Origin of the sequence: Agrobacterium sp. rho-8.1, from assembly GCF_033957725.1 — a bacterium.
In the GTDB taxonomy this organism is placed as follows: domain Bacteria; phylum Pseudomonadota; class Alphaproteobacteria; order Rhizobiales; family Rhizobiaceae; genus Agrobacterium.
Map to the genome: position 1 here is coordinate 1,596,544 of NZ_CP192789.1, position 21,825 is coordinate 1,618,368.

The 21,825-nt window shown below is 56.5% G+C and carries 30 protein-coding genes; 17 read left to right on the forward strand and 13 right to left on the reverse strand.

Going from position 1 to position 21,825, the window contains the following annotated elements:
- Window positions 1–3 precede the first annotated feature (3 nt).
- A complete protein-coding gene (locus RMR21_RS22180) occupies window positions 4–303 on the reverse strand; it encodes a HigA family addiction module antitoxin (RefSeq protein WP_498671563.1) in 300 nt (99 codons plus the stop codon).
- Window positions 304–357: 54 nt separating this feature from the next.
- The gene (locus RMR21_RS22185; RefSeq protein ID WP_498671564.1) at window positions 358–639 is read right to left on the reverse strand and encodes a type II toxin-antitoxin system RelE/ParE family toxin; all 282 of its coding nucleotides are present in this window, start codon (window positions 637–639) and stop codon (window positions 358–360) included.
- Between the two features lie 111 nt (window positions 640–750).
- Between RMR21_RS22185 and RMR21_RS22190 the strand changes: the two genes are divergently transcribed.
- The 5 genes from RMR21_RS22190 (at window position 751) to RMR21_RS22210 (ending at window position 4,101) form a co-directional block, all read left to right on the forward strand.
- Entirely contained in the window at window positions 751–972 is a 222-nt protein-coding gene (locus tag RMR21_RS22190) for a DUF7940 domain-containing protein (RefSeq protein ID WP_498671565.1), read from the forward strand.
- A gap of 56 nt (window positions 973–1,028) precedes the next feature.
- Entirely contained in the window at window positions 1,029–1,412 is a 384-nt protein-coding gene (locus RMR21_RS22195) for a hypothetical protein (protein WP_498671566.1), read from the forward strand.
- 237 nt (window positions 1,413–1,649) lie between these two features.
- Window positions 1,650–2,276 (forward strand): hypothetical protein, encoded by a 627-nt coding sequence (locus RMR21_RS22200; protein ID WP_498671570.1) that lies wholly within the window; start codon window positions 1,650–1,652, stop codon window positions 2,274–2,276.
- A 26-nt stretch (window positions 2,277–2,302) separates the two neighbouring features.
- Window positions 2,303–3,492 (forward strand): IS3 family transposase gene (locus tag RMR21_RS22205; protein ID WP_498671572.1). Its coding sequence is split into 2 segments (ribosomal slippage): window positions 2,303–2,555 and window positions 2,555–3,492, totalling 1,191 coding nucleotides; the frame shifts between segments, so codons are not numbered across the junction.
- A 240-nt stretch (window positions 3,493–3,732) separates the two neighbouring features.
- Window positions 3,733–4,101 carry a YbhB/YbcL family Raf kinase inhibitor-like protein gene (locus RMR21_RS22210; RefSeq protein WP_498671574.1) on the forward strand — a complete coding sequence of 123 codons (369 nt, stop codon included), beginning with the start codon at window positions 3,733–3,735 and terminating at the stop codon, window positions 4,099–4,101.
- 97 nt (window positions 4,102–4,198) lie between these two features.
- Here RMR21_RS22210 and RMR21_RS22215 read toward each other — a convergent pair whose 3' ends face one another.
- From RMR21_RS22215 to RMR21_RS22230, 4 genes are all read right to left on the reverse strand, one after another.
- Window positions 4,199–4,387: a hypothetical protein gene (locus tag RMR21_RS22215; RefSeq protein WP_498671577.1), complete on the reverse strand. Its 189-nt coding sequence runs from the start codon at window positions 4,385–4,387 to the stop codon at window positions 4,199–4,201.
- 65 nt (window positions 4,388–4,452) lie between these two features.
- On the reverse strand, window positions 4,453–4,692 hold the full coding sequence (locus RMR21_RS22220) for a hypothetical protein (RefSeq protein WP_498671578.1): 240 nt from the start codon (window positions 4,690–4,692) through the stop codon (window positions 4,453–4,455).
- A 36-nt stretch (window positions 4,693–4,728) separates the two neighbouring features.
- Complete coding sequence (locus RMR21_RS22225; RefSeq protein WP_498671579.1) at window positions 4,729–4,893, reverse strand: hypothetical protein; 165 nt, start codon at window positions 4,891–4,893, stop codon at window positions 4,729–4,731.
- A gap of 77 nt (window positions 4,894–4,970) precedes the next feature.
- Window positions 4,971–5,186 carry a hypothetical protein gene (locus RMR21_RS22230; protein ID WP_498671582.1) on the reverse strand — a complete coding sequence of 72 codons (216 nt, stop codon included), beginning with the start codon at window positions 5,184–5,186 and terminating at the stop codon, window positions 4,971–4,973.
- Window positions 5,187–5,691: 505 nt separating this feature from the next.
- On the opposite strand from RMR21_RS22230, the gene RMR21_RS22235 reads away from it, so the two are divergent.
- The 4 genes from RMR21_RS22235 to RMR21_RS22250 all read left to right on the forward strand — a co-directional run bounded on the left by RMR21_RS22235 (window position 5,692) and on the right by RMR21_RS22250 (window position 10,373).
- Window positions 5,692–6,012 carry a hypothetical protein gene (locus RMR21_RS22235; protein WP_498671584.1) on the forward strand — a complete coding sequence of 107 codons (321 nt, stop codon included), beginning with the start codon at window positions 5,692–5,694 and terminating at the stop codon, window positions 6,010–6,012.
- 226 nt (window positions 6,013–6,238) lie between these two features.
- The gene (locus RMR21_RS22240; RefSeq protein ID WP_498671587.1) at window positions 6,239–7,570 is read left to right on the forward strand and encodes an nSTAND3 domain-containing NTPase; all 1,332 of its coding nucleotides are present in this window, start codon (window positions 6,239–6,241) and stop codon (window positions 7,568–7,570) included.
- Window positions 7,536–8,264: a formylglycine-generating enzyme family protein gene (locus tag RMR21_RS22245; RefSeq protein WP_498671879.1), complete on the forward strand. Its 729-nt coding sequence runs from the start codon at window positions 7,536–7,538 to the stop codon at window positions 8,262–8,264. Before RMR21_RS22240 ends, RMR21_RS22245 begins: the two co-directional genes overlap by 35 nt.
- 525 nt (window positions 8,265–8,789) lie before the next feature.
- Window positions 8,790–10,373: a Na+/H+ antiporter gene (locus RMR21_RS22250; RefSeq protein WP_498671588.1), complete on the forward strand. Its 1,584-nt coding sequence runs from the start codon at window positions 8,790–8,792 to the stop codon at window positions 10,371–10,373.
- Window positions 10,374–10,426: 53 nt separating this feature from the next.
- Here RMR21_RS22250 and ligD read toward each other — a convergent pair whose 3' ends face one another.
- Window positions 10,427–11,479, reverse strand: coding sequence for a non-homologous end-joining DNA ligase (gene ligD / locus RMR21_RS22255; protein ID WP_498671590.1), 1,053 nt, complete (start codon window positions 11,477–11,479; stop codon window positions 10,427–10,429).
- A gap of 280 nt (window positions 11,480–11,759) precedes the next feature.
- Between ligD and RMR21_RS22260 the strand changes: the two genes are divergently transcribed.
- Both RMR21_RS22260 and RMR21_RS22265 read left to right on the forward strand, forming a co-directional pair.
- Window positions 11,760–12,005 (forward strand): hypothetical protein, encoded by a 246-nt coding sequence (locus RMR21_RS22260; RefSeq protein WP_498671592.1) that lies wholly within the window; start codon window positions 11,760–11,762, stop codon window positions 12,003–12,005.
- Entirely contained in the window at window positions 11,978–12,268 is a 291-nt protein-coding gene (locus RMR21_RS22265) for a hypothetical protein (RefSeq protein WP_498671904.1), read from the forward strand. The genes RMR21_RS22260 and RMR21_RS22265 overlap by 28 nt, the downstream gene beginning before the upstream one ends.
- Before the next feature lie 103 nt (window positions 12,269–12,371).
- Here RMR21_RS22265 and RMR21_RS22270 read toward each other — a convergent pair whose 3' ends face one another.
- On the reverse strand, window positions 12,372–12,758 hold the full coding sequence (locus RMR21_RS22270; protein WP_498671593.1) for a hypothetical protein: 387 nt from the start codon (window positions 12,756–12,758) through the stop codon (window positions 12,372–12,374).
- Between the two features lie 152 nt (window positions 12,759–12,910).
- The gene (locus RMR21_RS22275; RefSeq protein ID WP_498671595.1) at window positions 12,911–13,237 is read right to left on the reverse strand and encodes an aspartate/glutamate racemase family protein; all 327 of its coding nucleotides are present in this window, start codon (window positions 13,235–13,237) and stop codon (window positions 12,911–12,913) included.
- A gap of 193 nt (window positions 13,238–13,430) precedes the next feature.
- Here RMR21_RS22275 and RMR21_RS22280 point away from each other — a divergent pair, with 193 nt between their 5' ends.
- The 6 genes from RMR21_RS22280 (at window position 13,431) to RMR21_RS22305 (ending at window position 17,076) form a co-directional block, all read left to right on the forward strand.
- Entirely contained in the window at window positions 13,431–13,805 is a 375-nt protein-coding gene (locus RMR21_RS22280; protein ID WP_498671597.1) for a VOC family protein, read from the forward strand.
- A gap of 55 nt (window positions 13,806–13,860) precedes the next feature.
- Window positions 13,861–14,010: a DUF2256 domain-containing protein gene (locus tag RMR21_RS22285; RefSeq protein ID WP_498671598.1), complete on the forward strand. Its 150-nt coding sequence runs from the start codon at window positions 13,861–13,863 to the stop codon at window positions 14,008–14,010.
- Between the two features lie 305 nt (window positions 14,011–14,315).
- A complete protein-coding gene (locus RMR21_RS22290) occupies window positions 14,316–14,750 on the forward strand; it encodes a MarR family winged helix-turn-helix transcriptional regulator (protein ID WP_498671600.1) in 435 nt (144 codons plus the stop codon).
- A gap of 55 nt (window positions 14,751–14,805) precedes the next feature.
- Window positions 14,806–15,552 (forward strand): SDR family oxidoreductase, encoded by a 747-nt coding sequence (locus RMR21_RS22295; RefSeq protein ID WP_498671603.1) that lies wholly within the window; start codon window positions 14,806–14,808, stop codon window positions 15,550–15,552.
- Between the two features lie 192 nt (window positions 15,553–15,744).
- Complete coding sequence (locus tag RMR21_RS22300; RefSeq protein WP_498671605.1) at window positions 15,745–16,089, forward strand: HNH endonuclease; 345 nt, start codon at window positions 15,745–15,747, stop codon at window positions 16,087–16,089.
- Window positions 16,090–16,329: 240 nt separating this feature from the next.
- A complete protein-coding gene (locus tag RMR21_RS22305; RefSeq protein ID WP_498671607.1) occupies window positions 16,330–17,076 on the forward strand; it encodes a histidine phosphatase family protein in 747 nt (248 codons plus the stop codon).
- 560 nt (window positions 17,077–17,636) lie between these two features.
- Here RMR21_RS22305 and RMR21_RS22310 read toward each other — a convergent pair.
- Genes RMR21_RS22310 through RMR21_RS22325 form a run of 4 tightly spaced genes read right to left on the reverse strand, consistent with a single transcriptional unit; the run spans window position 17,637 to window position 21,820 of the window.
- Window positions 17,637–18,947, reverse strand: coding sequence for an LLM class flavin-dependent oxidoreductase (locus RMR21_RS22310; protein ID WP_498671609.1), 1,311 nt, complete (start codon window positions 18,945–18,947; stop codon window positions 17,637–17,639).
- 15 nt (window positions 18,948–18,962) lie between these two features.
- Complete coding sequence (locus RMR21_RS22315; RefSeq protein ID WP_498671611.1) at window positions 18,963–20,303, reverse strand: MmgE/PrpD family protein; 1,341 nt, start codon at window positions 20,301–20,303, stop codon at window positions 18,963–18,965.
- 2 nt (window positions 20,304–20,305) lie between these two features.
- Window positions 20,306–21,094 (reverse strand): amino acid ABC transporter ATP-binding protein, encoded by a 789-nt coding sequence (locus RMR21_RS22320; protein WP_498671613.1) that lies wholly within the window; start codon window positions 21,092–21,094, stop codon window positions 20,306–20,308.
- 12 nt (window positions 21,095–21,106) lie between these two features.
- Window positions 21,107–21,820 carry an amino acid ABC transporter permease gene (locus RMR21_RS22325; protein ID WP_498671882.1) on the reverse strand — a complete coding sequence of 238 codons (714 nt, stop codon included), beginning with the start codon at window positions 21,818–21,820 and terminating at the stop codon, window positions 21,107–21,109.
- Window positions 21,821–21,825: the final 5 nt, after the last annotated feature.

Consider the following 21,825-nt stretch of genomic DNA (forward strand, 5'->3'; position numbering starts at 1 on the left):
GCTTCAGGCCTCCTCCAGTTCTTTGATGTTCGCAAGATCATCCTCCAATGCGAAGGCCGCACTCTTGATGTCGAAAGAATTTTGCAGGTTCAGCCAATATTCGGGTGTCGTCTTGAAGAACTTGGCTAACCGCAACGCGGTGTCAGCGGTAATGCCAAGTTTCTCCGATGTGATCCGTTCTATCCGGGTACGAGGAACGTTCAAATGCTTGGCAAGAGCGTAAGGCGTCATTTCCAGCGGCTCCAAATAAAGTTCCCGCAGAATTTCGCCTGGATGGATCGGCGGTGATTTGGTGATTGTCATAATCGCTGGCCCTCCTTGGCCTCATTGTCATGAGCGTTACAGATGGATTACCGACTAATGATAGTCGGTAATCTCCACATTTTCCGGCCCTGCTTCTGTCCACGTGAAGCAAATTCTCCACTGCTTATTGATGCGTATCGAATGCTGGCCATGCCGGTCGCCAGACAGTTTCTCAAGGCGATTGCCGGGCGGTGAGCGAAGGTCTTCGACGGTCGTTGCTGCGTCCAGAACCGTGAGCAGTTGCTGTGCACGGCGTACCAGATCAGACGGGAAGCCTTTCTTTACCGATCCGTCATCAATCGATGCGGTGAGCTTGTCTTTGAATGAGCGGATCATTGTTGGCCTCCTGATATTGGTATCTTAAACAGATACGTTCAGATGTCAACCGATAGTATCGCTAAGAGATACGTTTTTATTCGTCTAACTTCCCAATCAAAAGGAAACTCCATGCTCGTCCAAAATTGGCGGCAAGTGCTGAAACGCGCTTGGTCTGTCCGCCTTATGATCCTTGCTGCCGTCTTGTCAGGTCTGGAAGTTGCGCTTCCGCTGATCGACGGCGTTGTCGAAATCCCCCCCGGCGTGTTCGCTGCATTCTCTGGCCTGACGGTGGCCGGAGCGTTCATGGCGCGCCTTCTCGTCCAGAAAGGTGTCACCAGTGCCGATAAATAAGATCGTGCCAACCAAGCGGGGTAAGGCGGCGAAGCCGAACTTTGCGTGAGCGGACTATGATTGCCTTCTTCACCGGCACAGCGATAGGCCGGCTGATTTCCGGCTGCGTGATCATCCTCTTGGCCTACGCAGGTTTTCGCGTCTGGCTTGCCTCGCACGATAAGGCGGTGCTGCAAGGTTACGTCCTGCTTTCTGAAAAGACCGCCGCTGAATCGTTGGCGACGGAAATGATCCGGCAACGCAACGCTGCGGCTCAATCGCTTGAAGAGCATCGCAGGCGAGCCATAGCCGACGCTTTGACACAGCAAAAACTCGAAGCCCAACTTGAACAGGCAATCAAAGATGACAATCAAAACATGGATGACGGTGACTACCGTTGGGGTGATGCTGATCGCCTCTGGCTGTGCAAGCAAAGAGGCGCGGCTGATTGCGGCCGCTGATACACGGGGCCGGACGCAGGCAGGTGTAAGCCTTCCTGATCTCCCCGAAGAATGTCGTCAGAAGATGGCACGGGTTATCCCGCAATACGGAACAGAGAAGCCCAGGAACACGCAACTGCGGTGGGAATTTGCGGCGGATTTCGTGGATCGGCGCACAGGTCGGTGTGCGGGATTTTATGACGGGGTGAAGACGCGCTTCGGCGCGAAGGGTTAGCGGGCATGGGTAAGGTTAAGGTAATGGCGCAAGGAAACGACGACATGGGGAATGGCAGTCAAGTGGATCGGAGTTATGCCGACGCGGTCACCGCGCAATTGGGTGAGCGCGTCACAAATCTCAATCGTCGCCAGACTGACTTGGAAACCGAGATGCGCGCCGGTTTTAAGCAGGTCGAAAACGGTATGGCGTCCATCGCTAACGAAATGCGATCTTCCATTGCCTCGTTGTCTTCCAGCCTTGCCGAACGGAGCCGAACACAGTGGCCCGTTGTTTGGTCTGCTGCGGGTGTGTCCTTCACCATCCTGGCGGCGCTTGGCGCTTTCGTCTACGGAACGCTTAGCAAAGATCAGTCACGTTTGGATGTTGCCATTCTGAAGAATGGCGAGCTTATGCAAGCCTCAATATCGAAGCTCGCAGATACCACGCAACAGAGTCTTGTTGCTATGACCGAACGCATGGTGACCCGCCAAGAGATGGAATATCGACAGGCGCGCGGCGCTGAAGATCAGACGCGGATAGAAGCGACGATCAAGGAAATCCGAGACGCGCAAGTGCCTCGCGCGGAACTGGATAGGGTGTTCGCAAACTACGACCAGCGCTTTATCGATCATGACCTGCCACTGCGAATTTCCTCCAGAATTGATTAGAGTCCGGCCCATGAGAGGACGGACGAATGAAGAAGCAGAGATTTACGGAAGAACAGATTATCGGTGTGCTGCGTGAGCAAGAGGCTGGCGCAAAGGCCGCCGACCTGTGCCGCAGGCACGGAATTTCAGAAGCAACGTTCTACAACTGGAAGGCCAAATACGGCGGCATGGAGGTGTCTGAGGCCAAGCGTCTGAAGGCGCTTGAGGACGAGAATGCAAAGCTGAAGAAGTTGTTGGCCGAGCAGATGCTGGATGTTGCCGCTCTTCGTGAGCTTCTTGGGAAAAAATGGTAGGGCCTGCCGCCAAGCGTGAAGCCGTCACGCATCTGAAGGTCACAATGGGGCTTTCGGAGCGGCGGGCCTGCCAGATCATATCTGCCGACCGCAAGACGGTCCGTTATCGATCCAGTCGACCACCTGAGTTAGAGCTGCGAGCGAAGTTGCGCGATCTGGCCAATGAGCGCCGCCGGTTCGGCTATCGTCGATTGTTCGTTTTGCTTCGACGAGACGGAGAGCCGTCTGGTATCAATCGCATCTACCGGCTCTATCGCGAGGAAGGTCTTTCCGTGCGCAAGCGGAAAGCGAGGCGTCGTGCTGTCGGTACGCGTGCGCCGATCCTCGTCGAAGCCAAGGCAAATGCCCGCTGGTCGCTGGATTTCGTCCACGACCAGTTCGCCTGCGGCAGACGCTTCCGTGTCCTCAATGTGGTCGACGATGTCACGCGCGAATGCCTGGCGGCGATCCCGGACACATCGATCTCCGGCCGCCGTGTCGCGCGAGAACTGACGACCCTTATCGAGCGACGGGGCAAGCCCGGCATGATTGTCTCAGACAATGGGACCGAACTAACCTCGAATGCCATCCTTGCCTGGTCGAAGGATCACAAGGTTGAGTGGCACTACATTGCGCCGGGAAGACCGATGCAAAACGGCTATGTCGAGAGTTTTAACGGCCGCATGCGCGACGAACTGCTCAATGAAAGTTTGTTCTTTGGTCTCGATCATGCCCACAGCACCATTGCGGAATGGGCCGACGACTACAACAACTTCCGGCCCCACTCATCGCTCGGATACCAGACCCCGGCGAACTATGCCGGGATCATCGCCGCAACCGGCTTCAACGCTAAGCAAAGTGGAAGCTTCGCGTTTCCGCCGGTTGCTCCCACCGCGCCATTTGGCGTATCAAAAACCGCTGAGGCTCTAATCGCAGCCGGATGAAACTTCAGTGGCAGGTCAATCAGTAACGTCAGACTGATGAACAAAAGCGACAGTCCGGTGAGGTTTACGGCGCACGCGATGTGATCTTGGACATGCGCCAAAGGCTGGATAGGGTCGAAAGGGATCGTGACGCGCCAAACCCGTGACCTGGCATTCTGGGCCTCCCATCATGGAAGCATCTAGCAACTTATAAGATTGGTTGTAGGCTCTTCTATGCAACTTGATTCGAAGGGGGATAATATGCGTTTTGTTCTGGCGTGTGCCGCAACGCTCGTTTTAGCGGGTCCGGCTCTGGCCGACATGAAAGTGTCATTTGAATGGGGACCGACATCAAAATGCTTTGACAGCAAATCGCCGCCGTTCAAGGTCACTGGCGTTCCTGCTGGGACGGTCAAACTTGGGTTTGATATGAAAGACCTTGATGCGCCGGACTACTATCATGGCGGTGGAAAAGTCGATTATTCCGGGCAATCAGATATTCCGTATGGTGCCTTCAGATACAAAGGACCATGCCCTCCTACAAAGCACCGCTACAGGTTCACGGTGAAAGCTCTCGATGCTAAGGGCAAAGAACTAAACAAGGCGGTCGCAGCCAAATCTTTCCCTTAAGCGAGATCTTGGACTTTTAGTAAAAACTAATAACAGAAGCCGCGCGGAGTGATCCAGGCGGCTTTTTTTGTTTCTCGGCAGATGAAGCGGGTAAGCTTCAAGGCGTTGTGTCCGGCCCGTCAACCCGAATATGATTTGCTTCCAGAAGAACAATCAGCTCATCTGCCTCGTCTTCAGTCAGGGTATCCAAAGGCACGCCATCAATCGTGGCCGGTCTATCCATGAAAGAGTCGATGACCGTCCAAAATTCATTGGCAATATTTCTTCGTTTTTCGAACCGAAGCATAGCGTAATTTCATCACATGGGCCTCGCCCGTCAATTCAAGTTTCTTGCGACTGATAGTTTCTAGGTTACCCCATGTCCGGGGTTTCGCCGTGCTTGAAGATGATCGTCGGAGGGCCGTATTCTCCGATATCTGGATCGGCATCACGCGACCAGGCGACAACGCCGTCATATTGGCTAGCCAGTGATTTTCCCTCACGCACGGCGCGGTCTTCAGTTGGCATTTGCCTCGGTTCAAAGGCTTCGACCATATTGCCCTCATCGTCGGCAACATAAGCGGCAAGAACAATCAATTTGATTTTAGCCATTATTCGTATCCTTGTGCCGATCGGCTTCGGGCGAGGCTAACCATTTTGGACTTTCTGTAGCCTTGCTGCCTTGAGAATTTTGGTTTTTTCTCTATTCCCGCTCATTCGTTTCTCTTCCATCTCCGTCACAACCAGCTTCACGGTGTCGAAATCTTTTGCTGATGGGGTACGCTTTGCTTTTGGGGTCTCTTGATCGGTCATTGTCAGCCTGTATTCTAGAGGAAAGTAGCTCTGATAACGTCTATATGGGGATGTGTAAGCGTGACTGCCATGCAGAGTTATTCGGAACGGCGCTCCCCACCTGGGACCCAACCACGGGTGTAGCCACGCCCCATTGCGACGACAGCTAAATTAAGCTGGTGTTGCAGGTGCTCGATCTCTTCCTGCATCGCCTCTATCGCAGCTTTAGCGTCGCCATCGTGGCACAGCAGGATGTATTCAGCCACGTTGGTGGGGGTTGCTACTATCTCAGGACGCACGTTCTCAATCTCCATTTTTCAGAGTCCACTGCGCAATGTGTTTTCGGAAAGCACGCGCCCCCGTGCCAGCGATGTTCTATTTATGTTCTTATCGCAAATAGAGTCAAGACTTGCGCGAGATGAAGCGGTATCTGACGCCGATCATGAAGGTGGTCTAAGACGCAATGTGCCATGCAGCGTGATACAGAAAGTGCGACTACTAATAGGAGAACCCATCAAAAACGCAGGTTTTCCGCGTTTTCTGGGATTGCTCCAAATCCCGCCGTCCGCATCGCAAGCATAAATTTCTTGAAGGTTAAATCGTTAGCTTAAGCGCCCACGGTACAGCCAGTTCGCATGATGACGCGGGAATTAGCAAAGGCCGTCTTCCCCTGAGATGTTGTAGAATAGTCCGAGTACTGGACGCTCGGCATGCGATTAAGTCGGTGCAGAGCAGTCCGCTGTTGCAAGAGCTGTAGGTTCACAACTGGTTCATCCTGCTAGGTGTAAGTTCAGCCATCACCACTGGAAAGGCGTGAATATGAATAGAATTCTCTCTGGCTTCGGTACTGCTGTAATTGCGGCCGTTATGACGGCAACGAGCTTTGGTATGGCATCTGCAGCCCCCATCGTGGCTCAGCCAATGCAAATTAGTTCTGGCGTTGAGCTCGTGCAGTACCGTGACGATCGTCGGCCTATGGTTCGTCGCGACAGGGACCGCAGGGACCGTGCTGAACACAGGCGGGAACGTCGCGGCTACTGGAACGGTCACCGCGGTTATCGCGAACACCGCAAGGGCTATCGTAGACACAGTGACGGTTACTACTATGCACCGTCTGTTTTTAGGCTGATGATCCGCTAGGCGGATACCGAGCCCAGCAGCCCCGTCAGAAATGGCGGGGTTATTGTTCGTCGATCATCAACTCAAGCTAAGGGCCCGCCAGTTATCGCGTCGTCTCTGGCATCCAGAACAATCTTGAGCGTGCGCAAAACAGTTGCTGCTTCCAACATCGTGTCCTTCACGTTTTCATCAGATATGCCATCGAGTTTAAGAGATTTCATAATCCAGATGTAGCAAAGCTCTTCACATGACCAATGACGATATAGACGTAGTGGACAGCCTGATTTCGCAAGCAGGCGAGTTCGGTAAGGCGCAGCTTTTTGCCCTGCCAGATGCCTCGATTGTTGATCTGGAGACGGGTTATATTCCGCTGCTCGTCAACTTCACATTCGAGGACAAGGCAGCTGAGGGGCTGCGTAAGCTGAGCGATCAGACAGAGCCGGAACCCGCCGTCTATTTCTCGGCGCTCGAAATGGTGCGCGATCATCCGGCGGTCGTGCTGACCGGAGAGACCGGAAGCGGCAAGACTACGTTTGCGAAGCATCTGGCGTTCTCACTGGCGCGAGGTGGCTTTGCGCCGCGCGCCATTCCGCGCAACGATCTCGGCGCAATGCATGATGAGCACTGGACGCTGGAAGGCGTTGTGCCACTCTATCTTGCCGCTGAACCCTCAAAAACTTTCGATGCGTTGCTTGCATCTTCCCGGGATGTTTTGCGCCATGCGGACAGTGGGCTTTTACTGATACTGGATGGCATAGAGGTGGCTGGCGACGCAGGGCTCCAACTGCTTGTCGAGGGGTTGGCGTTCCAAAGCCGCCATCCGGCCGTGAAGCTCCTGGCACTCGGGGAGGTTTCGGTCGTCAAGAGCTGGGCGCTGCCAGTGGGCTACGCCCGTTATGATCTTCTGCCGCTTTTGAAAAGCCAACGGCGGGAAATGGCTGCGCGACTGGCTGGCCTCGATCTGGGCGCGACAGGAATTGCTCTTGGCGCTGCCGCTGCCAATCCCGCGCAGTTCGTCATGGCCATGCATGGCGGCGATGCGGGCGATAGCGCCGAGGTCATCACCGACAGCTGGCTTGCAAAGATTTCCGGTGATGCCCAGACGAGCGAACTCTTTTGCGGTCTGGCGTTCGATGCGCTGACAGCCGAGGTGGATGATCCTACCATCATGCCCATCACCCGCGTGCGGCAATTGCTGGCGGCGGTGCATCTAGCCTCCAAGCCCGCTGATCTGGCCGTTTCGCACTTTCGCAAGAAACCGGGCCTTTGGGCACCGGTTATGACAAGCCTCGCTGCACGCCTTTCCGGCACGGATGCAACCAGCGCCTTGATTACAACGCTGATCGAGGGCGAGGGTGACGCGGTTCTAAGGGGTGCGCTGCTCGCGGCAGATATGGTAACGGACGCAGGGCCGTTGCGTGATCGCATTGCTGCGCATTTGCTGACGATTGTGAGCGAAGGAGCGCTTTCTGCACCGGAGCGCGAGATGGCGGGCCGCAGGCTATCCCTCTGGGGTGATCCGCGCGAACTCGATGCATTGGCAGATGTTGCAGGCGGACGATTCCACCTTCGGCTCTGACCGTAATTCCTATTCAGCACCGCCTCATCCAGTCACCGTTGACGCCTTTCGCATAGGCTTTTATCCGGTGACCAATAGCGCCTACGTCGCATTCGTGCGCGACACGGACCGGCTGTGGCGTAGTCCGGACGGATTTTCGGATGACCGGCGCAATGCTCCTGCGACCGACCTGACATGGCACGACGCACGAGCCTATTGTGACTGGTTGACGCATCGCTGGCGTGCGCAAGGGCGTATTTCGGCAGGCGAGTTCGTGCGACTGCCCACGGAGCCGGAGTGGGAGCGGGCTGCGCGAGGCGACCAGCCGGATATGGGGGCGGATGTCCTCAGCTATCCCTGGGGACATGCGTGGATGGACGATGCGGCGAATTCGGAGGAAGCGGGGTTCAACACCACCTGCACGGTTGGCCTGTTTCCAAAGGGACGTTCTCCCTCCGGCTGCTACGATATGGTCGGGCAGGTGTGGGAGTGGTGCACGACACTATGGGGCGACGACATGGCAGGGCCCGACTTCAAATATCCCTATTCGAACGATGGGCGTGAAGCGGTGGATGCCGCACCGTCGATCCGGCGCGTTCTACGCGGAGGCTGTTTTTCAAGTGGTAAACTGAAAGCGTGCTGCACATACCGAGGAAGCCTCGAACCGGGTGGTTTCTGGCGCGGCAACGGATTTCGGATCGTGGTCTCGGGGTAGCGTTGTTTCATTTTCAAAGTTCATCTGTCGGTTCAGCCGCAAAACGGCCAGCAAGAGATAATCCACGCACGTTTGATAGAAGCTCATTGGCACGGTGTCATCAACCGACAAGGAGACCAAGTTTCTGTTCAAGATGCCCATCGAGGCGGTACTACTCTGAACAAAACGACGTTGCCACAGGCAGAAACCTGACCCTGCGCCCGGACGATGAACGCGCGGCTGTAGCTCAGCTTCGGATGGGCCACCTGCAGTTTGGTACGTCCACTGCCGATGATTGCCCAGTCTTGCGACCAGTCGAAATAAAAGGCTTTTTGCAGCGACAGGTGCCGTAAAGTTTGTAGGCTCCTCCATTGGAAAGGATCTTGCGAGGGACTGGCGTCAGCCTAAATTGCTTTCAGCCTCAGATTACACAGCGCTCTGTTATTGGTGACATCGTCATCGCTCGAGTGTTGATTGGAAACAAGCGTTGCGTTTTCTTCGGAACTCGTCATTTGATGCGGTTCCAGTCTGCAGATGGGGGAGCATATGGACGGGACGCATCTCTTTGAACTGGTGATCGCGATGCTGCTGGCGATCATTGTTCTGCACTATCTTGCGCAACGTATGGGTCTGCCGCCATCGGTCGCACTTCTGGCAGGCGGCGCGATGTTGGCTTTCATACCAGGGCTGCCCACAATTTCGGTCAATCCCGAACTGGTTCTGGTGATCTTCCTGCCGCCGCTTCTGCTGGATGGAGCATGGTCGATTGCGGTGGACCGGTTGAAGCGGCACGTCTTCGGGATAGCGTCGCTCGCCATTGGCGCGGTTTTGTTTACGACCGTGATTGTGGCGATTGTCGTCCATCTCTTGATGCCATCACTGCCATGGGCTGCCTGTGCGGCGCTTGGGGCCATAGTTTCGCCTCCCGACGCGGTTTCGGCGCGGGCAGTGCTGGAGCGTGTCAATCTGCCAAGGCGACTTCAGATACTCCTTGAGGGCGAAAGCCTGCTGAATGACGCCAGTGGTTTGGTGCTGTTTCGATTTGCCGTCGCAGCTGCGGCGGGCGGTACGTTTAGCACGACAGACGCTCTCGGTGCTTTCTTCGTTCTGGCTATCGGCGGCGCTGCGGTGGGTGGGGTCGTTGCTTTTGCATGGGTGAAGCTCGTCCGCCGATTGGGTGACGAGTACCTCATGATCTCGGCAACGGCCATCATGTCCTGGGTCTCCTATCTTGTGGCTGAGCAGGTACATGTTTCGGGCGTCATCGCCACCGTGACTGCGGGGCTGATAGCATCCTGGCACCAACACACAGTATTGTCGGCTGCAACGCGAATGCGCGGCACTTCATTTTGGAATGTTCTCGTCTTCTTAATGGAGGCTGCAGTCTTCATCCTCATCGGGCTCTCGCTTCGCGATGTGGTGGAACGAGGAGGCGGATTCGGCGCGCTTGTCGAATCCATGGCTCTTCCGGCCGCCGTGATCCTCGTGACGCTAGTTGCGGCAAGGTTTGCCTGGATATTGGGAGCCGACATCGTCATCAGGCTATTCCACTCCACCGGACGAGCACGCACGGTCCCGATAGGGGCGGGTGGAGTAACGGTCTTGGGTTGGGCAGGCATGCGAGGTGTCGTGACGCTGGCGCTCGCTTTGAGCTTACCGGGCGACTTTCCGGGCCGCGACTTCATCCTCGTAATGGCATTCGCCGTTATCGTAGGAACGGTTCTTTTACAGGGAACAACCCTTGGGCGGGTTGTCGCTTGGGCGGGCCTGGGCGACATCGAACCAGAGAGCGCGCCGCTGACGATGAGTCAGGCAGAAGCTGCGATGGCTGAGGTGCAACTCAGGACTGTGCAAAATCTTGCTTATGATGGCGATGGCGAACTCATCCATCCGCAACTGTTGGAGAGATATGAGCATCGATTGGCGGCGAGCGTCAGATACGCCAAGCGCACGGAACAATATTCGCCACTGCTTCACGCCCATTTCGACGTCGTTTTGGAAGCGGTTGCTGCGGGCAGGCGAGAGCTCATCAGGCTTCATCGTGCCGGACAGATCGATGATGAATCGCTCCGAGAACTCGAACACGATCTCGATCTTGAAGAACTGAGCGCGATATCGGCGAAGTCTTGAACGGCTCCAATCTCTTGGAAGTACAGCCCGAGCCGGGCGGGTGGGTTCAGGCTTTAAGCAAGATTGAATACGTCAGCATTGTCCTGCCGCTCGCGCAGCCCCTTATATGCTGCATGACGCAGTTTGCCGTCGGCGGTCCACGCCCTGAACTCAATTTCTGCAATCAAGGTCGGGTGAACCCAGACGATATCGCTCTTTCCAACACCATCCACTGGCAGCTGTTTCTGTTTCCACCGAAGCTTTTCGAGTATCTTTCGAAGCCGGATGGCCTCAGCTTCTTTGAAACCCGTGCCGACGTTGCCAACATAGACAAGCCGGTCTCCGCTATATGCGGCGAGCGCCAGAGACGAGATACCACCAATTGATGCCGTTGAAGTCTCATAGCCCGCGATGAAAAATGCTTCACTCTGGACGCATTTGAGTTTCACCCAATCCCCGGTTCGTCCCGATCGGTAGGGCTGATCGAGATGCTTGCCGACGATACCTTCCAGACCAAGGCTGCGTGCGTGCTCGAGCAGGGCGACGGGATCAGCCTCGATCGTTTCCGAAAGTCGGATAGCGCGGTCTTGATCCTTCAGTGTGTCATCGAGCAGATGCCGGCGCGATCGGTATTCGACGCCGCGCAGATCATGGCCATCGAGGTAGAGCAGATCGAACGCGTAGAGGATGGCGTTGGAGGCACGATTGCCTGCGGCTGTGCCAGAGGCACCAAGCGATTGCTGCAGCAACCCGAAATCCGAGCGACCTTCCTCGTCGAGAATAACGGCCTCACCATCGATGATCATCGTCGCTGGCCCGAGCGCACGTGCCGCCTGCTCGATGACTGGAAACCGGTGTGTCCAGTCATGCCCACCACGTGTTAGAATTCTCACGCCCTGCGGTTCGATATGGACGGCAAGGCGGTATCCATCCCATTTCACCTCCCAGGACCATTCAGACCCTCGTGGCGGTTTGGCCTTCAACTGCGCAAGTGTCGGCTCAACGCGGTAGGGCATGGGATCGAAGAGCAACTGCGGCTGAGCCGGGTTACGCTTGCGGCGGGGCTTTGAGCGGATCGGGGCTTCGGTCTCTCGAAGGAGCGGCTTTGATCTGGGAGGCTTCGTCATTCGCGTAGTTCATCACAAAAACTTTAATAACGTTGTGACAATGCGGATGTTGTCCCCGCTATCCACCGATCAAAGTCCGAGTTGGCAAAAGCCGACGAAATTACTTTACCGTCGCTACACATCTGATTCTGATCAAGATTTTCGAGCCTCTAATGTTCGCAATCCTTTTCGACCGTTTTCGCCGCCTTGACTCTACCTCACTATACGAACAAAAAAAGAACGTAGACATTTGCACGACATGACGTCGACCCGCCACCACGACCTTGAAAGGGAGCCGTGAGTGATGACCGCTGCCCGACAAAGCGTGATTTCTGATCTGCGCGAGCGTATCGCTTTGCTCGAAACCAGCGCAGTGAAAAAAGCCGGGTGGCTGCCTTTTAGCGTTCCCGAGATGGATGCTGCTCTACCGGGAGGCGGCGGCGCGGCAAGCGTTTTAAGGTCAAACGAGCCGACGGCCCTGAGAGAATCTTTGGCGAATGGTGGCAGCGCAACAGCGAAATGGAAGCGGTGCACGATTACTTCGTGATCGAGAATGTGCATCTCGTTGCGCAGCAACTGTTCGATCTGACTGGAGACCTGTCAGGGCTGGCTGATCGCGATGAGCAATTCAGGCTAGCAGCGGGCAGGGGGATGAATTTGCCCATAGTGGTGGCGGACCGGATTCTCGTGAGCGGCAGAAGTCCGGGGGGCAAGGTTATTGCCAGTATGCAGCTCTCCTCGAATTTCTTTCCAGTATTGTCCCTCGAACTCTTTAAGCTTATCGAGCGTGATCTTACATATGCTGAGTAAGCGTTCGTCATCTGTCATCAGCAGACCTCCTATTTCGGCGCCGGTTGGCTTGGCGGATCTTGGGATGAAAGCTTGTCGACATCATCGCTAGCTTTTGGGCATCTCAGTTCAACGACCATTTCTCCATTGGATATTCTGCATCGAATACTGATTGTGTTCGCTGATTAACGAATGGCTCGTCGTAGAGATAATTGATAGCGTCAGGCATAAAGAAATCATCCCCTTTAAACATCCCAAAGCTATACTGTTTGTCGCCCTCACACGACACGAACGAGACTGTCACATCATCTTCGTCACTCTGCAGGTGCTTAAGCTTCTCCTGAAGAAAACGGATTGCGGTTTCAATTTGACCCCTGTTTTCAACCAGAACCCAGAAGGGCACCTCTTGATGTTGCGGATGATATTGGGCCAGAATTCTTACCCACTTTTCACCGTCACGCCGTTTTAGATCGCTTAGGATATTTTCTATTGTGTGGGTTTTCGTCGTCATTTCTCTTCCTACTGATAATGATGCGGCCTGATCCGATGGGTCTCGGCTCGGTCGGACGCATCGGGGACGAGATGAGAAAGACCCTTCGATTTCAGCCGGTCTACATAGAATGATTGCGCCATTGTGAATGCAGTGGCCATGAGACCAGGCGTTCACAAATTCTGATGCTTGATGCGCGCCGCAGTGGCGTCTGCAATATGCAGCAAGGGAATAGAGACGCCCTTCATCATTGCATCAGCAAGCTTGTGCATCGTGTTTGTCGCAAGGATGATGAAATCTGCACTGCCACGCTCCAAGGCTTTCGCCTCGCGGTTCAGAATATCGCCCGCATCGTCCCATATTCCCGACGCCTGGAGGGTCTCTATCATCGCGAAATCAAGCGAACGGATGAGCAATTCGGGCGAATGAAGCCCTGCAAGACGTTCTCTCGTGAGCCGGCAAAGCTCGCGATAGTAGATCTGCGTTGAGGCGGCGGACATGCCGCCCAACATCCCGATCGTCTTTATGCTGATCCTGTCACACCCAATGTCGCCAACGAATTCCATTATGTCTGCACCCGAACTCTCATGTAGTCGATTCGGCTTCTTTCGGCATTGTAGCTCCGAGACTTGTAGCCCTTTTGCTGCTAATTTTCGGCCATATAAGGAAGCAATCGGTGACAGGAGACGACCAATGTTTACCCACGTGATGATCGGCAGCAACCACCTCGACCAGTCGAAAGCCTTTTACGATGCTACCTTCACTGCTTTGGGAGGTAAGCCCGGCACGATCGATGATAGTGGCAGACTTGTCTACATCCATAAGGGCAGCCGTCTTATGGTCACGACGCCGATCGACGGTAAACCGGCGACGGTTGCAAATGGTGGCACGATCGGCTTACTTGCTACCAGCTCGGATCAAGTGCAATCGTGGCACGACGCAGGGGTCGCAAATGGAGGCGCGTCCATTGAGACGCCGCCGTCGAAACGTCCCAACGGCTCGTTTGTTGCCTATCTTCGTGACCCTGATGGAAACAAGTTGACCGCACGAACGCTACCGTCAGCTTGAGTTGGCTAGAACAAGCATGTTTTTGGCCATCAGCGGAAACTCTCTGGAATAACGGATGCCGAAGCGTCGCGATAAATCGAACCTGCCTTCAAAGATTTGCCCGGTATGCGGAAGGCCATTTTCATGGCGAAAAAAGTGGGAGAAGAACTGGGAAAGCGTCAAGTTCTGTTCACAACGTTGTCGAGAGACGAAAGAAAGATCGTGATGCTACCGTTACGACGGCGAGAAGGAGGGCAACCATCCGACTGGCAATGCTAAGCCAGCCTAATCCTGCGCGGTCGGAGGAACCACAATGATGCCAATTTCGACGTCGTCAGGCTCCCTGATCGCGATGCCAGATGCAAAAACAAGCGCTGTTTTCGTCGCACATTGAACAAGTGCCACAGTCCGCTCCGTAACTAAAACGTTCACGGCGGATTGCCCCACTAACGGTCAATGCATAAATTCAAGCAAGGGCTATTCCAGGGTATGTGGCTTACCTCTACCAAGCAGAAATGCTTAATACCAGAAATGACAGAACCTACGCCCGAACAAATCGAAAAACTCGCTACCGCCTTTGAGCGCTTTACTCGTCGTTTCAAGGTCGCGGAGGCGACGGCCGCCATGCAAAACTCGCTCAACCCCCTCGACATTCAGGCGCTTCTTTTTATCGATGAGCATCCCGAGTGTAACCTGGGGGATGTTGCCCGGCATCTTCAGGTCGCTCTGACGACTATGTCGTCGTCGGCTGACCGGCTGGTCCGTCGGGACATGATTGAACGGCAGCGGCCAGAGGCTAATCGTAGATCGGTGGCTCTGACGATCACGAACAACGGGCACCAAGCGGTTGCAGGCTATATCGATGGATATCGAGCCTCCTGCAAAGCGATGCTTCAGGCCCTCGATCCCGTCGACCAAACCGAATTTCTGAGGCTTACCGAACAGATTGAAAAATACGAAGGTTGAATAGTACGAATATCGTAGTATGTCTCTGACATCGAAAATGATCAGGGACGTCATCATGACCAACACATCGCCCATCGCGCTCGTCACGGGAGCAAACAAGGGTATTGGCCTCGCCATCGCGCGGCAGCTTGGCGCAGCCGGACACACAGTCTGGCTGGGATGCCGAGATATCGCACGGGGTGAGACGGCAGCTTGCGAACTGCGAGGAAACGGGGTCGACGCCCACGCACTGCAACTCGATGTCACTGATGATGCGAGCGTTTCCAATGCTGTCAAAACCGTCAAGAGTGAAGTGGGGCATCTCGACGTTTTGGTCAACAATGCCGGGCTCATGTTTGGTCCGCCTCCCTCGCTTGCCGAGGAGTCAATCGACGAAATGCAGCGGATGTTCAACACCAACGTATTCGGGGTGATGCGCGTCACTCAAGCCTTCTTGCCGTTGTTGCGCAAATCGAAGGCGGCGCGGATCGTCATGATGAGCAGCGGCCTAAGTTCGTTGACGGATGCCTTGGACATGCGGAGCGAAACATGGACGGTCGGTTTCGGCGGATACTGCGCCTCCAAGACTGCGCTGAACATGTTGACCGTCAAGCTCGCAAAGGAGCTGGATCGGGAGGGGATCAAAGTGAATGCGGTGGACCCCGGCCTCACATCGACCGATATGACAGGCAACGGACCGGGGCATTCGCCTGAAGAAGGCGCTCGCCCTGCATTCGCTCTAGCGACGTCGCACGCATATGGACCTACGGCAGGGCTCTACGCTTGCGCCCCATCAGGCGAACTTGTCCAAAAGAGTTGGTGATACGCATTTGGCGATTATGGGATGCGGGCCGACCGGGTCCGCATCTCGATGTCTTCATCGGATCGCACGCTGTCTTCCGTATCGCACCAAAAGAAGCCATACTGTTCTGAAGGTTTCGTGTTACTGGCGTGCACGTGTTGGAACTAGCATCTCGGGAACAGCATCCGGGATTACAGCAGGAAAGATCGAGCGTTGGCCCGCAAGAACAGAGATGAACTAGCTTCATGGGATGAGCCTACGCCAGAGGCGGTGTTCTGTCCGATATGCGAACGCGTCATCCCTGAGGATCAGAGAGACGAGCATCATCTCGTTCCCAAGAGCAAGGGTGGAAAAAAAACCGTCTGCCTGCACCGTATCTGCCACGAACAGATACATTCGATCTTTACCGATGCCCAACTCGCCAAGAAGTTCTCCTCGATTGAAACCATCGTGGAAGACCCTGCGGTGCGGACATTCGTCGCTTGGGTGAGAAACAAGCCTCCGGGGTTTTCGGATTCTGCAAAGGAATCACGGCAGTCATTCCGTCGAGGCAGCTAACCATAACAGGCGAAAGTGCCGGCTGGAAGCGAATGCTGCAGCGGCGGGAATGCACTGACAATGGTAATCGGCTGCAGTCAACGAACGAATATGATTTATATTTGAACGTGGATTTGTGTGGCGCTATTTCCGTAAGATGTTCTTTTGAGATATTGCCTTGGCAATGCCGACAGGATTTCCGGTCGTTCGACAAGCGTCCATGGTAGCGGTCATGTCCAAACCTTTGCAGCGGGATAGCTGATGCGCATCTTTCTTGTTCGCCACGGCGAATCCCTCGGCAACCTCGATGAACGTGCTTATAGCCAGTTTGGCGATCACAATGTACCGTTGACGCAATGGGGACATCGCCAGGCCGCCGAAGCCGGGGCTGTGATCGCGGCCTATATTTCCGGCCTGACCGGGCGGGGGGCGCAGAAGCTGCGCGTATGGTACTCACCGTTCCTGCGGACACGGCAAAGCAAGGACGCGCTCCTTGAAGCCTTGCCTATCGAACGCATTGGCAAGGTGCGCGAGGACTATCTGTTGCGGGAGCAGGATTTCGGCCTCTTTACTGAAATCTATAACCACGCCGAGCGGAGGCAAAAGTTTCCCGACGAATTCGAGAAGTGGGCGAGACTGCGTAGCAACAGCGGTAAATTCTACGCCCGGCCGCCAGATGGTGAAAGCCGCGCCGATGTTGCACAGCGCATGCGGTTGTTCCTGCAGACGATCATGCACGAGGCCCGACACGGCCACGACAACGTGGTGATAGTTGGCCACGGTGTCACCAACCGTGCCTTCGAGATGAATTTTCTGCAGCATCCTGTCGACTGGTTCGAACGTTCGGACAATCCGGGGAATGCTGACATCACTCTAATCGAGGGAACGCGCGAAATGGGATACAACTCGACGCTGTTGCACCAGGCGACCGACCGTCAGCCTGGTCAGAACGATCTGCGACAGGCGTATGGCGCAGAGCTAACGATCAGGCCAGAGCCGGAGGCCTGAATACGCGACAACCGCAGTGGGGACCGCGGTCCAAAGTTGATTTAACTTGTAGGTCTGCGGCGGCACGATAGATTAATATAAAGGCCAGCGAGCCGGAGGCGTTGCGAGATTGGCGCTCTGTGTTACCGGCCGGCGATGCGAGCTGCATCTAGGACCAGATGTCGTCAATAGGATGGACTAACAGCCATGAAAATTCACGCAACGGCTGTTCGAGTGATCGTGGATCAGGTTTCGATTCCGAGAAATCTAGCGCCGACGATGAGTCCAGTGTCGATCATCAGCGGCTCTTTTCTGCCCTGAGAAGGCGGTTCAACAAGCGTTGAAAACTCTCGTCTGTTTCCGGAGCGCGATTGTGCTGAAGTGCTTGCGTAGCACGACGTACCATCTCGCTTCTGGCGACCTTCCCGAATTGGTCTATTTCACTGGTCAACATAGGATCCTCCTTGTCAATTGACCACAGCCGCCATCCCTCCAAAACGTTCTCAGATTCATTGGATATGGCTGGAGCCGTCGTGGGTCAACGGACAGTCAAAGTGGCGACCTTTATTGCAGCGATGTCACTACATCGATCGACGAGAAACCGGCGGACGTGTCAGGCCGAGATGATCGCGGAGCGTCGAGCCGGTGTATTCTGTGCGGAACAGGCCGCGTTCCTGCAGGATCGGCACGACGAGATCGTTGAAGTCTTCCAGTCCTTCCGGGAAGAACGGCGGCATGATGTTAAAACCGTCGGCGGCGCGGCCGTCGAACCATTCCTGCATGCGGTCGGCAACCTCCTCGGGCGTGCCGAGCACGATATGGTGGCCGCGGCCGGCGGCCACGCGAAGGGCCAGCTGGCGGATCGTCAGGTTCTCGCGGCGAGCAAGTGCAGTGAGCAGCTCGGCCCGGCTGCGCAACTGATCTGAAATCGGCAGATCCGGCAGCGGACCGTCCGGATCGTAGTCTCCAAGGCTGTGGCCAATGCGCTCTTCCAGCAGCGGCATGGCGCTTTTGAGCTCCGTCCACTGGTCGAGTTCGGCCAGCTTCTCGGCTGCTTCCTTCGATGTTCGGCCGATCACCGGCAGGAAGCCCGGCATGACGGCAACGTCATCGGCGGCGCGGCCGGCCTTTTCGACGCGGCCCTTCAGACTCTTGTAGAAGGCCTGTGCCTCGGCAAGGCTCTGCTGGGCGGTGAAGACGACATCTGCCCTGCGGGCGGCAAGATCCTGACCGGGGCCGGAAGAGCCAGCCTGAATGAGGATCGGGTGTCCCTGTGGCGAACGCGGAATATTGAGCGGGCCTTTGACGGAGTAGTATTTGCCCTTGTGATCGAGCAGATGAAGCTTGGAGGGGTCGGCATAGACGCCGTTCTCCTTGTCTTTGACGAATGCATCGTCTTCCCAGCTGTCCCACAGGCCGCGAACCACATCGACGAACTCCGAAGCGACCGCATACCGCTCGTCATGTTCGGGATGCGACTTGGAAAAGTTGTTGGCTGTTCGGGCATAGGATGTGGTGACGATGTTCCAGGCGGCACGGCCATGGCTTAGGTGGTCTATCGAGGAAAAGGCCCGCGCCGTGTGATAGGGCTCGCCATAGGTGGTGGACGAGGTGGCCGCGAGACCGATCTTGTCGGTCACCAGGGTGAGGGCTGCAAGCAGCGTCAGAGGTTCGAACCGGGCGATGGTGGAGGGGTGCGCGTCGACGCCGCTTGTCAGGCCATCGGCCAGAAACACCATGTCGAATTTCGCCTTTTCGGCCATCTGGGTAACGCGGCGTAGAAGGTCGAAATTTTCGCTGCCGGCTTCGGCTTTCGGGTGACGCCATCCGGAAACGTGGTGGCCGGCGCCCTGCAGAAACAGGCCGAGATGGATTTGTCTCTTGGCACTCATTTGAAAATTCTTTCGTTAGACTGGGTTCTGGTTGAGCAGGGAAAGGAGCCGGGTAAGGTCGGCCTCGCTTCTCATGCTGCGGACAAGGTCGGGAATGTCGGCGAAGGCCGGATTGTCCGCCGTCGCGTCACGGAATTTCTCAGCTGGATCGGACACGCCGGGCAGGCCGTCGAAACGGCGGCGGATCACATTGCCGTCTTCAAGCGTGACATCGAGAACGACAAAGCGGGTGGCCGGATCGCTCGACATGCGCGGCGCCGCGTCATCATGGCGGCGGCTCGCGCGGCTGGCGAGCGCCATGATCCGGTCTTCCACAGGCCGATCGTCGAAATGATCAAGGCGGAGCGCGCCATCGATCAGGGCAGCCGAGAAGACGTATTCCGGGCTGAACCGGGCTTCGATGCCGTTGGTAGGCTTCGTCACCACCAGCGCGGCATCTGCTCCCGGCGGATAGGTGAAGGTGATGCTTTCGATCCGCTCGGCGCTCAAACCTTCTTTATGCAGGTCGATACCCAGCGAGGCGACCGGGTGGCTGGCGGTGCAGCAGGGATAGGCTTTGAGTGTCAGGCCGGGCGTTACGATCTGCCACGGAGAGCCCCAGTTTTCGACGCCAAGTTCCGGTCGTTCGGCGCCGAATGCATAAGCCGAATAAAAGCCGACTGGATTGTCGAGGAAATCAGGCGCACCGCTGAACCCCGCTGCGGCAAGCCGTGCCGCCAGCAGGCCGGATCGGGCTGCCATGCCGGCATGGTAGGGTTTTGTGTCGTAGCCGAATTGCAATCGCAGCCCTGATGACTGGGTGGCGGCAATACCAAGCGCGACGGCTGTTTCTTCGACCGAAGCTTCGGTCAGGTGGCAGATGGCGGCAGCGATGCCGATCGGTCCAAGCGTTGCTGTCGCGTGGAAGCCGTTTTCATAGTGCTTCGAGCCGAGCGAGAGGCCAAGACGCGCCATCGCCTCCAGCCCCACTACGAAGGAGGCAACGAGCGCCTCGGCGGAAAACCGACGCTCGGCGGCAAGTGACAGCAGCGCTGGAACGATCACGGTGGTGGGATGCCCCCGCACGCTCGCATGAACGTCGTCGTAGTCAAGCACGTGGCCGGCATAAGCATTGACGATGGCGGCCACCAGCGGATCGGTCTTCCTGTTGCTTCCGACAAGGATCGCGTCACCCGGCAGGCCTGCGCCGACTGCATTGGCAAGAACGCCGGTCGTGCGGTCGGCTGCACCGGCGATCGTGCAGGCGAGAAAGTCGATGATCGCGGTGCGGCCCGCATCCATAGCGGCAGTGTCTCGGCGCGGATCGGAGCGGCGGATCGCGCTGGCGAATGCAGTAGTGAGGGGTGCCTTGGCCATGATCAGAGGCTCTCGTTGTCGCGAACAGAGCCGCGTCCGCCGGACAGGCCGCCGACGAACTGGCGGATGCGCGGGTTATCCGATCCATGAAAGATCTCCTGCGGCGAGCCTTGGGCGACGATGCGGCCGTTTTCGGTAAACACCACCGTGTCGCTGATTTCCTCGGCAAAGCGCATTTCGTGGGTGACGAGAATGCTGGTCATGCCGTCGCGGATCAGGTCGCGGATCACCCACAAAACCTCGCCCACGGTTTCCGGGTCAAGTGCCGAGGTGACCTCGTCGAACAACACGAGTTCCGGCTTCATGGCAAGCGCACGGGCGATCGCCACACGCTGCTGCTGGCCGCCGGAAAGCTGTCCGGGAAAGGCATCCGCTTTCTCCGACAGCCGCACCTTTTCAAGCAGCTCGCGGGCAAGCTTGACCGTCGCGGATCTGTCAGCGCCGAGAATGCGGGTTGGCGCCAGCACGATATTGTCGAGTACGCTCAGATGCGGAAACAGATTGTATTGCTGGAACACGATGCCGACGCGCTTGCGCAGGTCGATCCGTTCGCTTTCCTTCGTCAGCTGATCGACGCGGGTGCAGGCGACGGTGATCCTGCCGCTCTGCGGTGTCACCAGCGCGTTGATGCAGCGAAGGATGGTCGATTTGCCCGAGCCGGACGGGCCGATGATCGAAACGGCATCACCCTTGTTGATGGTGAGGTCGATACCCTTCAGCACTTCCGTCTGCCCGAAAGACAGGTGAACATCTTCCAGCTTTACGATCGCGGTGTCTGATGATGCAGTCATGTCAAAAATCCTTCAGCCCGCGTTGAAGCGCTGTTCGAGGCGACGGGTCAGGCGGGCAATCGGGTAGCAGAGCGTCAAAAAGGCGGCCATGACAACGACATAGGCGATGATGGTGAAATCGAGCCGGCGCACGGCGGTGCTGGCATCGGTCGCGGCATGCATCAGTTCATGCACACCCACCAGCGAGGCAAGCGAAGTACCCATCGCGATCGAGGACGCGACATTCATCCATGGCGGCAGGGACCGGCGCACGCATTGCGGCAGAATGACGAAGCGCAGCGCCTGCAAACGCGAAAAACCAAGGCCCCTAGTGGCTTCCCACTGGGTGGTCGGGATGGACATCACGGCACCGCGGGTGATTTCGGCGATATAGGCACTCGAAAGGATGGCAAGGCCGATCACCGCCTTCACCCAGTCCGGAAACGGCAGATAGTTGCCGAACAGCACGATCTCGAACGGGAAGATGTAGGTCGTGGCGAAAATCAGCACGAGGGCGGGCGCATTGCGGAAGATCTGGACATAGACCTGCGCCGGCAAGCGGATGAACCAATAGGGCGCCATCTGCAGCAGTCCCAGAAGCACCCCGGCCGTGGTGCCGAGCGCGACCGCGCAGACGGTGATGAGGATGTTCATCGAAAAGCCCGATGCGAGATAGGGGATCCACGCCACCAGTTCGCGACCGAGCGAGAGGTCGAGCAGCGACCAGACCACGACCAGTAGCGGCATGGCTA

Excerpts from the sequence above, each read along its gene's own strand:
- RMR21_RS22220 (WP_498671578.1), bottom strand. The coding sequence starts at position 4,692 with ATGGCTAAAATCAAATTGATTGTTCTTGCCGCTTATGTTGCCGACGAT.
- RMR21_RS22185 (WP_498671564.1), bottom strand. The coding sequence starts at position 639 with ATGATCCGCTCATTCAAAGACAAGCTCACCGCATCGATTGATGACGGA.
- RMR21_RS22275 (WP_498671595.1), bottom strand. The coding sequence starts at position 13,237 with ATGTCCGCCGCCTCAACGCAGATCTACTATCGCGAGCTTTGCCGGCTC.
- RMR21_RS22280 (WP_498671597.1), top strand. The coding sequence starts at position 13,431 with ATGTTTACCCACGTGATGATCGGCAGCAACCACCTCGACCAGTCGAAA.
- ligD (WP_498671590.1), bottom strand. The coding sequence starts at position 11,479 with ATGACGAAGCCTCCCAGATCAAAGCCGCTCCTTCGAGAGACCGAAGCC.
- RMR21_RS22290 (WP_498671600.1), top strand. The coding sequence starts at position 14,316 with ATGACAGAACCTACGCCCGAACAAATCGAAAAACTCGCTACCGCCTTT.
- RMR21_RS22250 (WP_498671588.1), top strand. The coding sequence starts at position 8,790 with ATGGACGGGACGCATCTCTTTGAACTGGTGATCGCGATGCTGCTGGCG.
- RMR21_RS22195 (WP_498671566.1), top strand. The coding sequence starts at position 1,029 with ATGATTGCCTTCTTCACCGGCACAGCGATAGGCCGGCTGATTTCCGGC.
- RMR21_RS22230 (WP_498671582.1), bottom strand. The coding sequence starts at position 5,186 with ATGGAGATTGAGAACGTGCGTCCTGAGATAGTAGCAACCCCCACCAAC.
- RMR21_RS22310 (WP_498671609.1), bottom strand. The coding sequence starts at position 18,947 with ATGAGTGCCAAGAGACAAATCCATCTCGGCCTGTTTCTGCAGGGCGCC.
- RMR21_RS22285 (WP_498671598.1), top strand. The coding sequence starts at position 13,861 with ATGCCGAAGCGTCGCGATAAATCGAACCTGCCTTCAAAGATTTGCCCG.
- RMR21_RS22295 (WP_498671603.1), top strand. The coding sequence starts at position 14,806 with ATGACCAACACATCGCCCATCGCGCTCGTCACGGGAGCAAACAAGGGT.
- RMR21_RS22240 (WP_498671587.1), top strand. The coding sequence starts at position 6,239 with ATGACCAATGACGATATAGACGTAGTGGACAGCCTGATTTCGCAAGCA.
- RMR21_RS22200 (WP_498671570.1), top strand. The coding sequence starts at position 1,650 with ATGGCGCAAGGAAACGACGACATGGGGAATGGCAGTCAAGTGGATCGG.
- RMR21_RS22225 (WP_498671579.1), bottom strand. The coding sequence starts at position 4,893 with ATGACCGATCAAGAGACCCCAAAAGCAAAGCGTACCCCATCAGCAAAA.
- RMR21_RS22190 (WP_498671565.1), top strand. The coding sequence starts at position 751 with ATGCTCGTCCAAAATTGGCGGCAAGTGCTGAAACGCGCTTGGTCTGTC.
- RMR21_RS22320 (WP_498671613.1), bottom strand. The coding sequence starts at position 21,094 with ATGACTGCATCATCAGACACCGCGATCGTAAAGCTGGAAGATGTTCAC.
- RMR21_RS22315 (WP_498671611.1), bottom strand. The coding sequence starts at position 20,303 with ATGGCCAAGGCACCCCTCACTACTGCATTCGCCAGCGCGATCCGCCGC.
- RMR21_RS22215 (WP_498671577.1), bottom strand. The coding sequence starts at position 4,387 with ATGCTTCGGTTCGAAAAACGAAGAAATATTGCCAATGAATTTTGGACG.
- RMR21_RS22245 (WP_498671879.1), top strand. The coding sequence starts at position 7,536 with ATGTTGCAGGCGGACGATTCCACCTTCGGCTCTGACCGTAATTCCTAT.
- RMR21_RS22305 (WP_498671607.1), top strand. The coding sequence starts at position 16,330 with ATGCGCATCTTTCTTGTTCGCCACGGCGAATCCCTCGGCAACCTCGAT.
- RMR21_RS22325 (WP_498671882.1), bottom strand. The coding sequence starts at position 21,820 with ATGCCGCTACTGGTCGTGGTCTGGTCGCTGCTCGACCTCTCGCTCGGT.
- RMR21_RS22265 (WP_498671904.1), top strand. The coding sequence starts at position 11,978 with ATGGAAGCGGTGCACGATTACTTCGTGATCGAGAATGTGCATCTCGTT.
- RMR21_RS22210 (WP_498671574.1), top strand. The coding sequence starts at position 3,733 with ATGCGTTTTGTTCTGGCGTGTGCCGCAACGCTCGTTTTAGCGGGTCCG.
- RMR21_RS22270 (WP_498671593.1), bottom strand. The coding sequence starts at position 12,758 with ATGACGACGAAAACCCACACAATAGAAAATATCCTAAGCGATCTAAAA.
- RMR21_RS22235 (WP_498671584.1), top strand. The coding sequence starts at position 5,692 with ATGAATAGAATTCTCTCTGGCTTCGGTACTGCTGTAATTGCGGCCGTT.
- RMR21_RS22180 (WP_498671563.1), bottom strand. The coding sequence starts at position 303 with ATGACAATCACCAAATCACCGCCGATCCATCCAGGCGAAATTCTGCGG.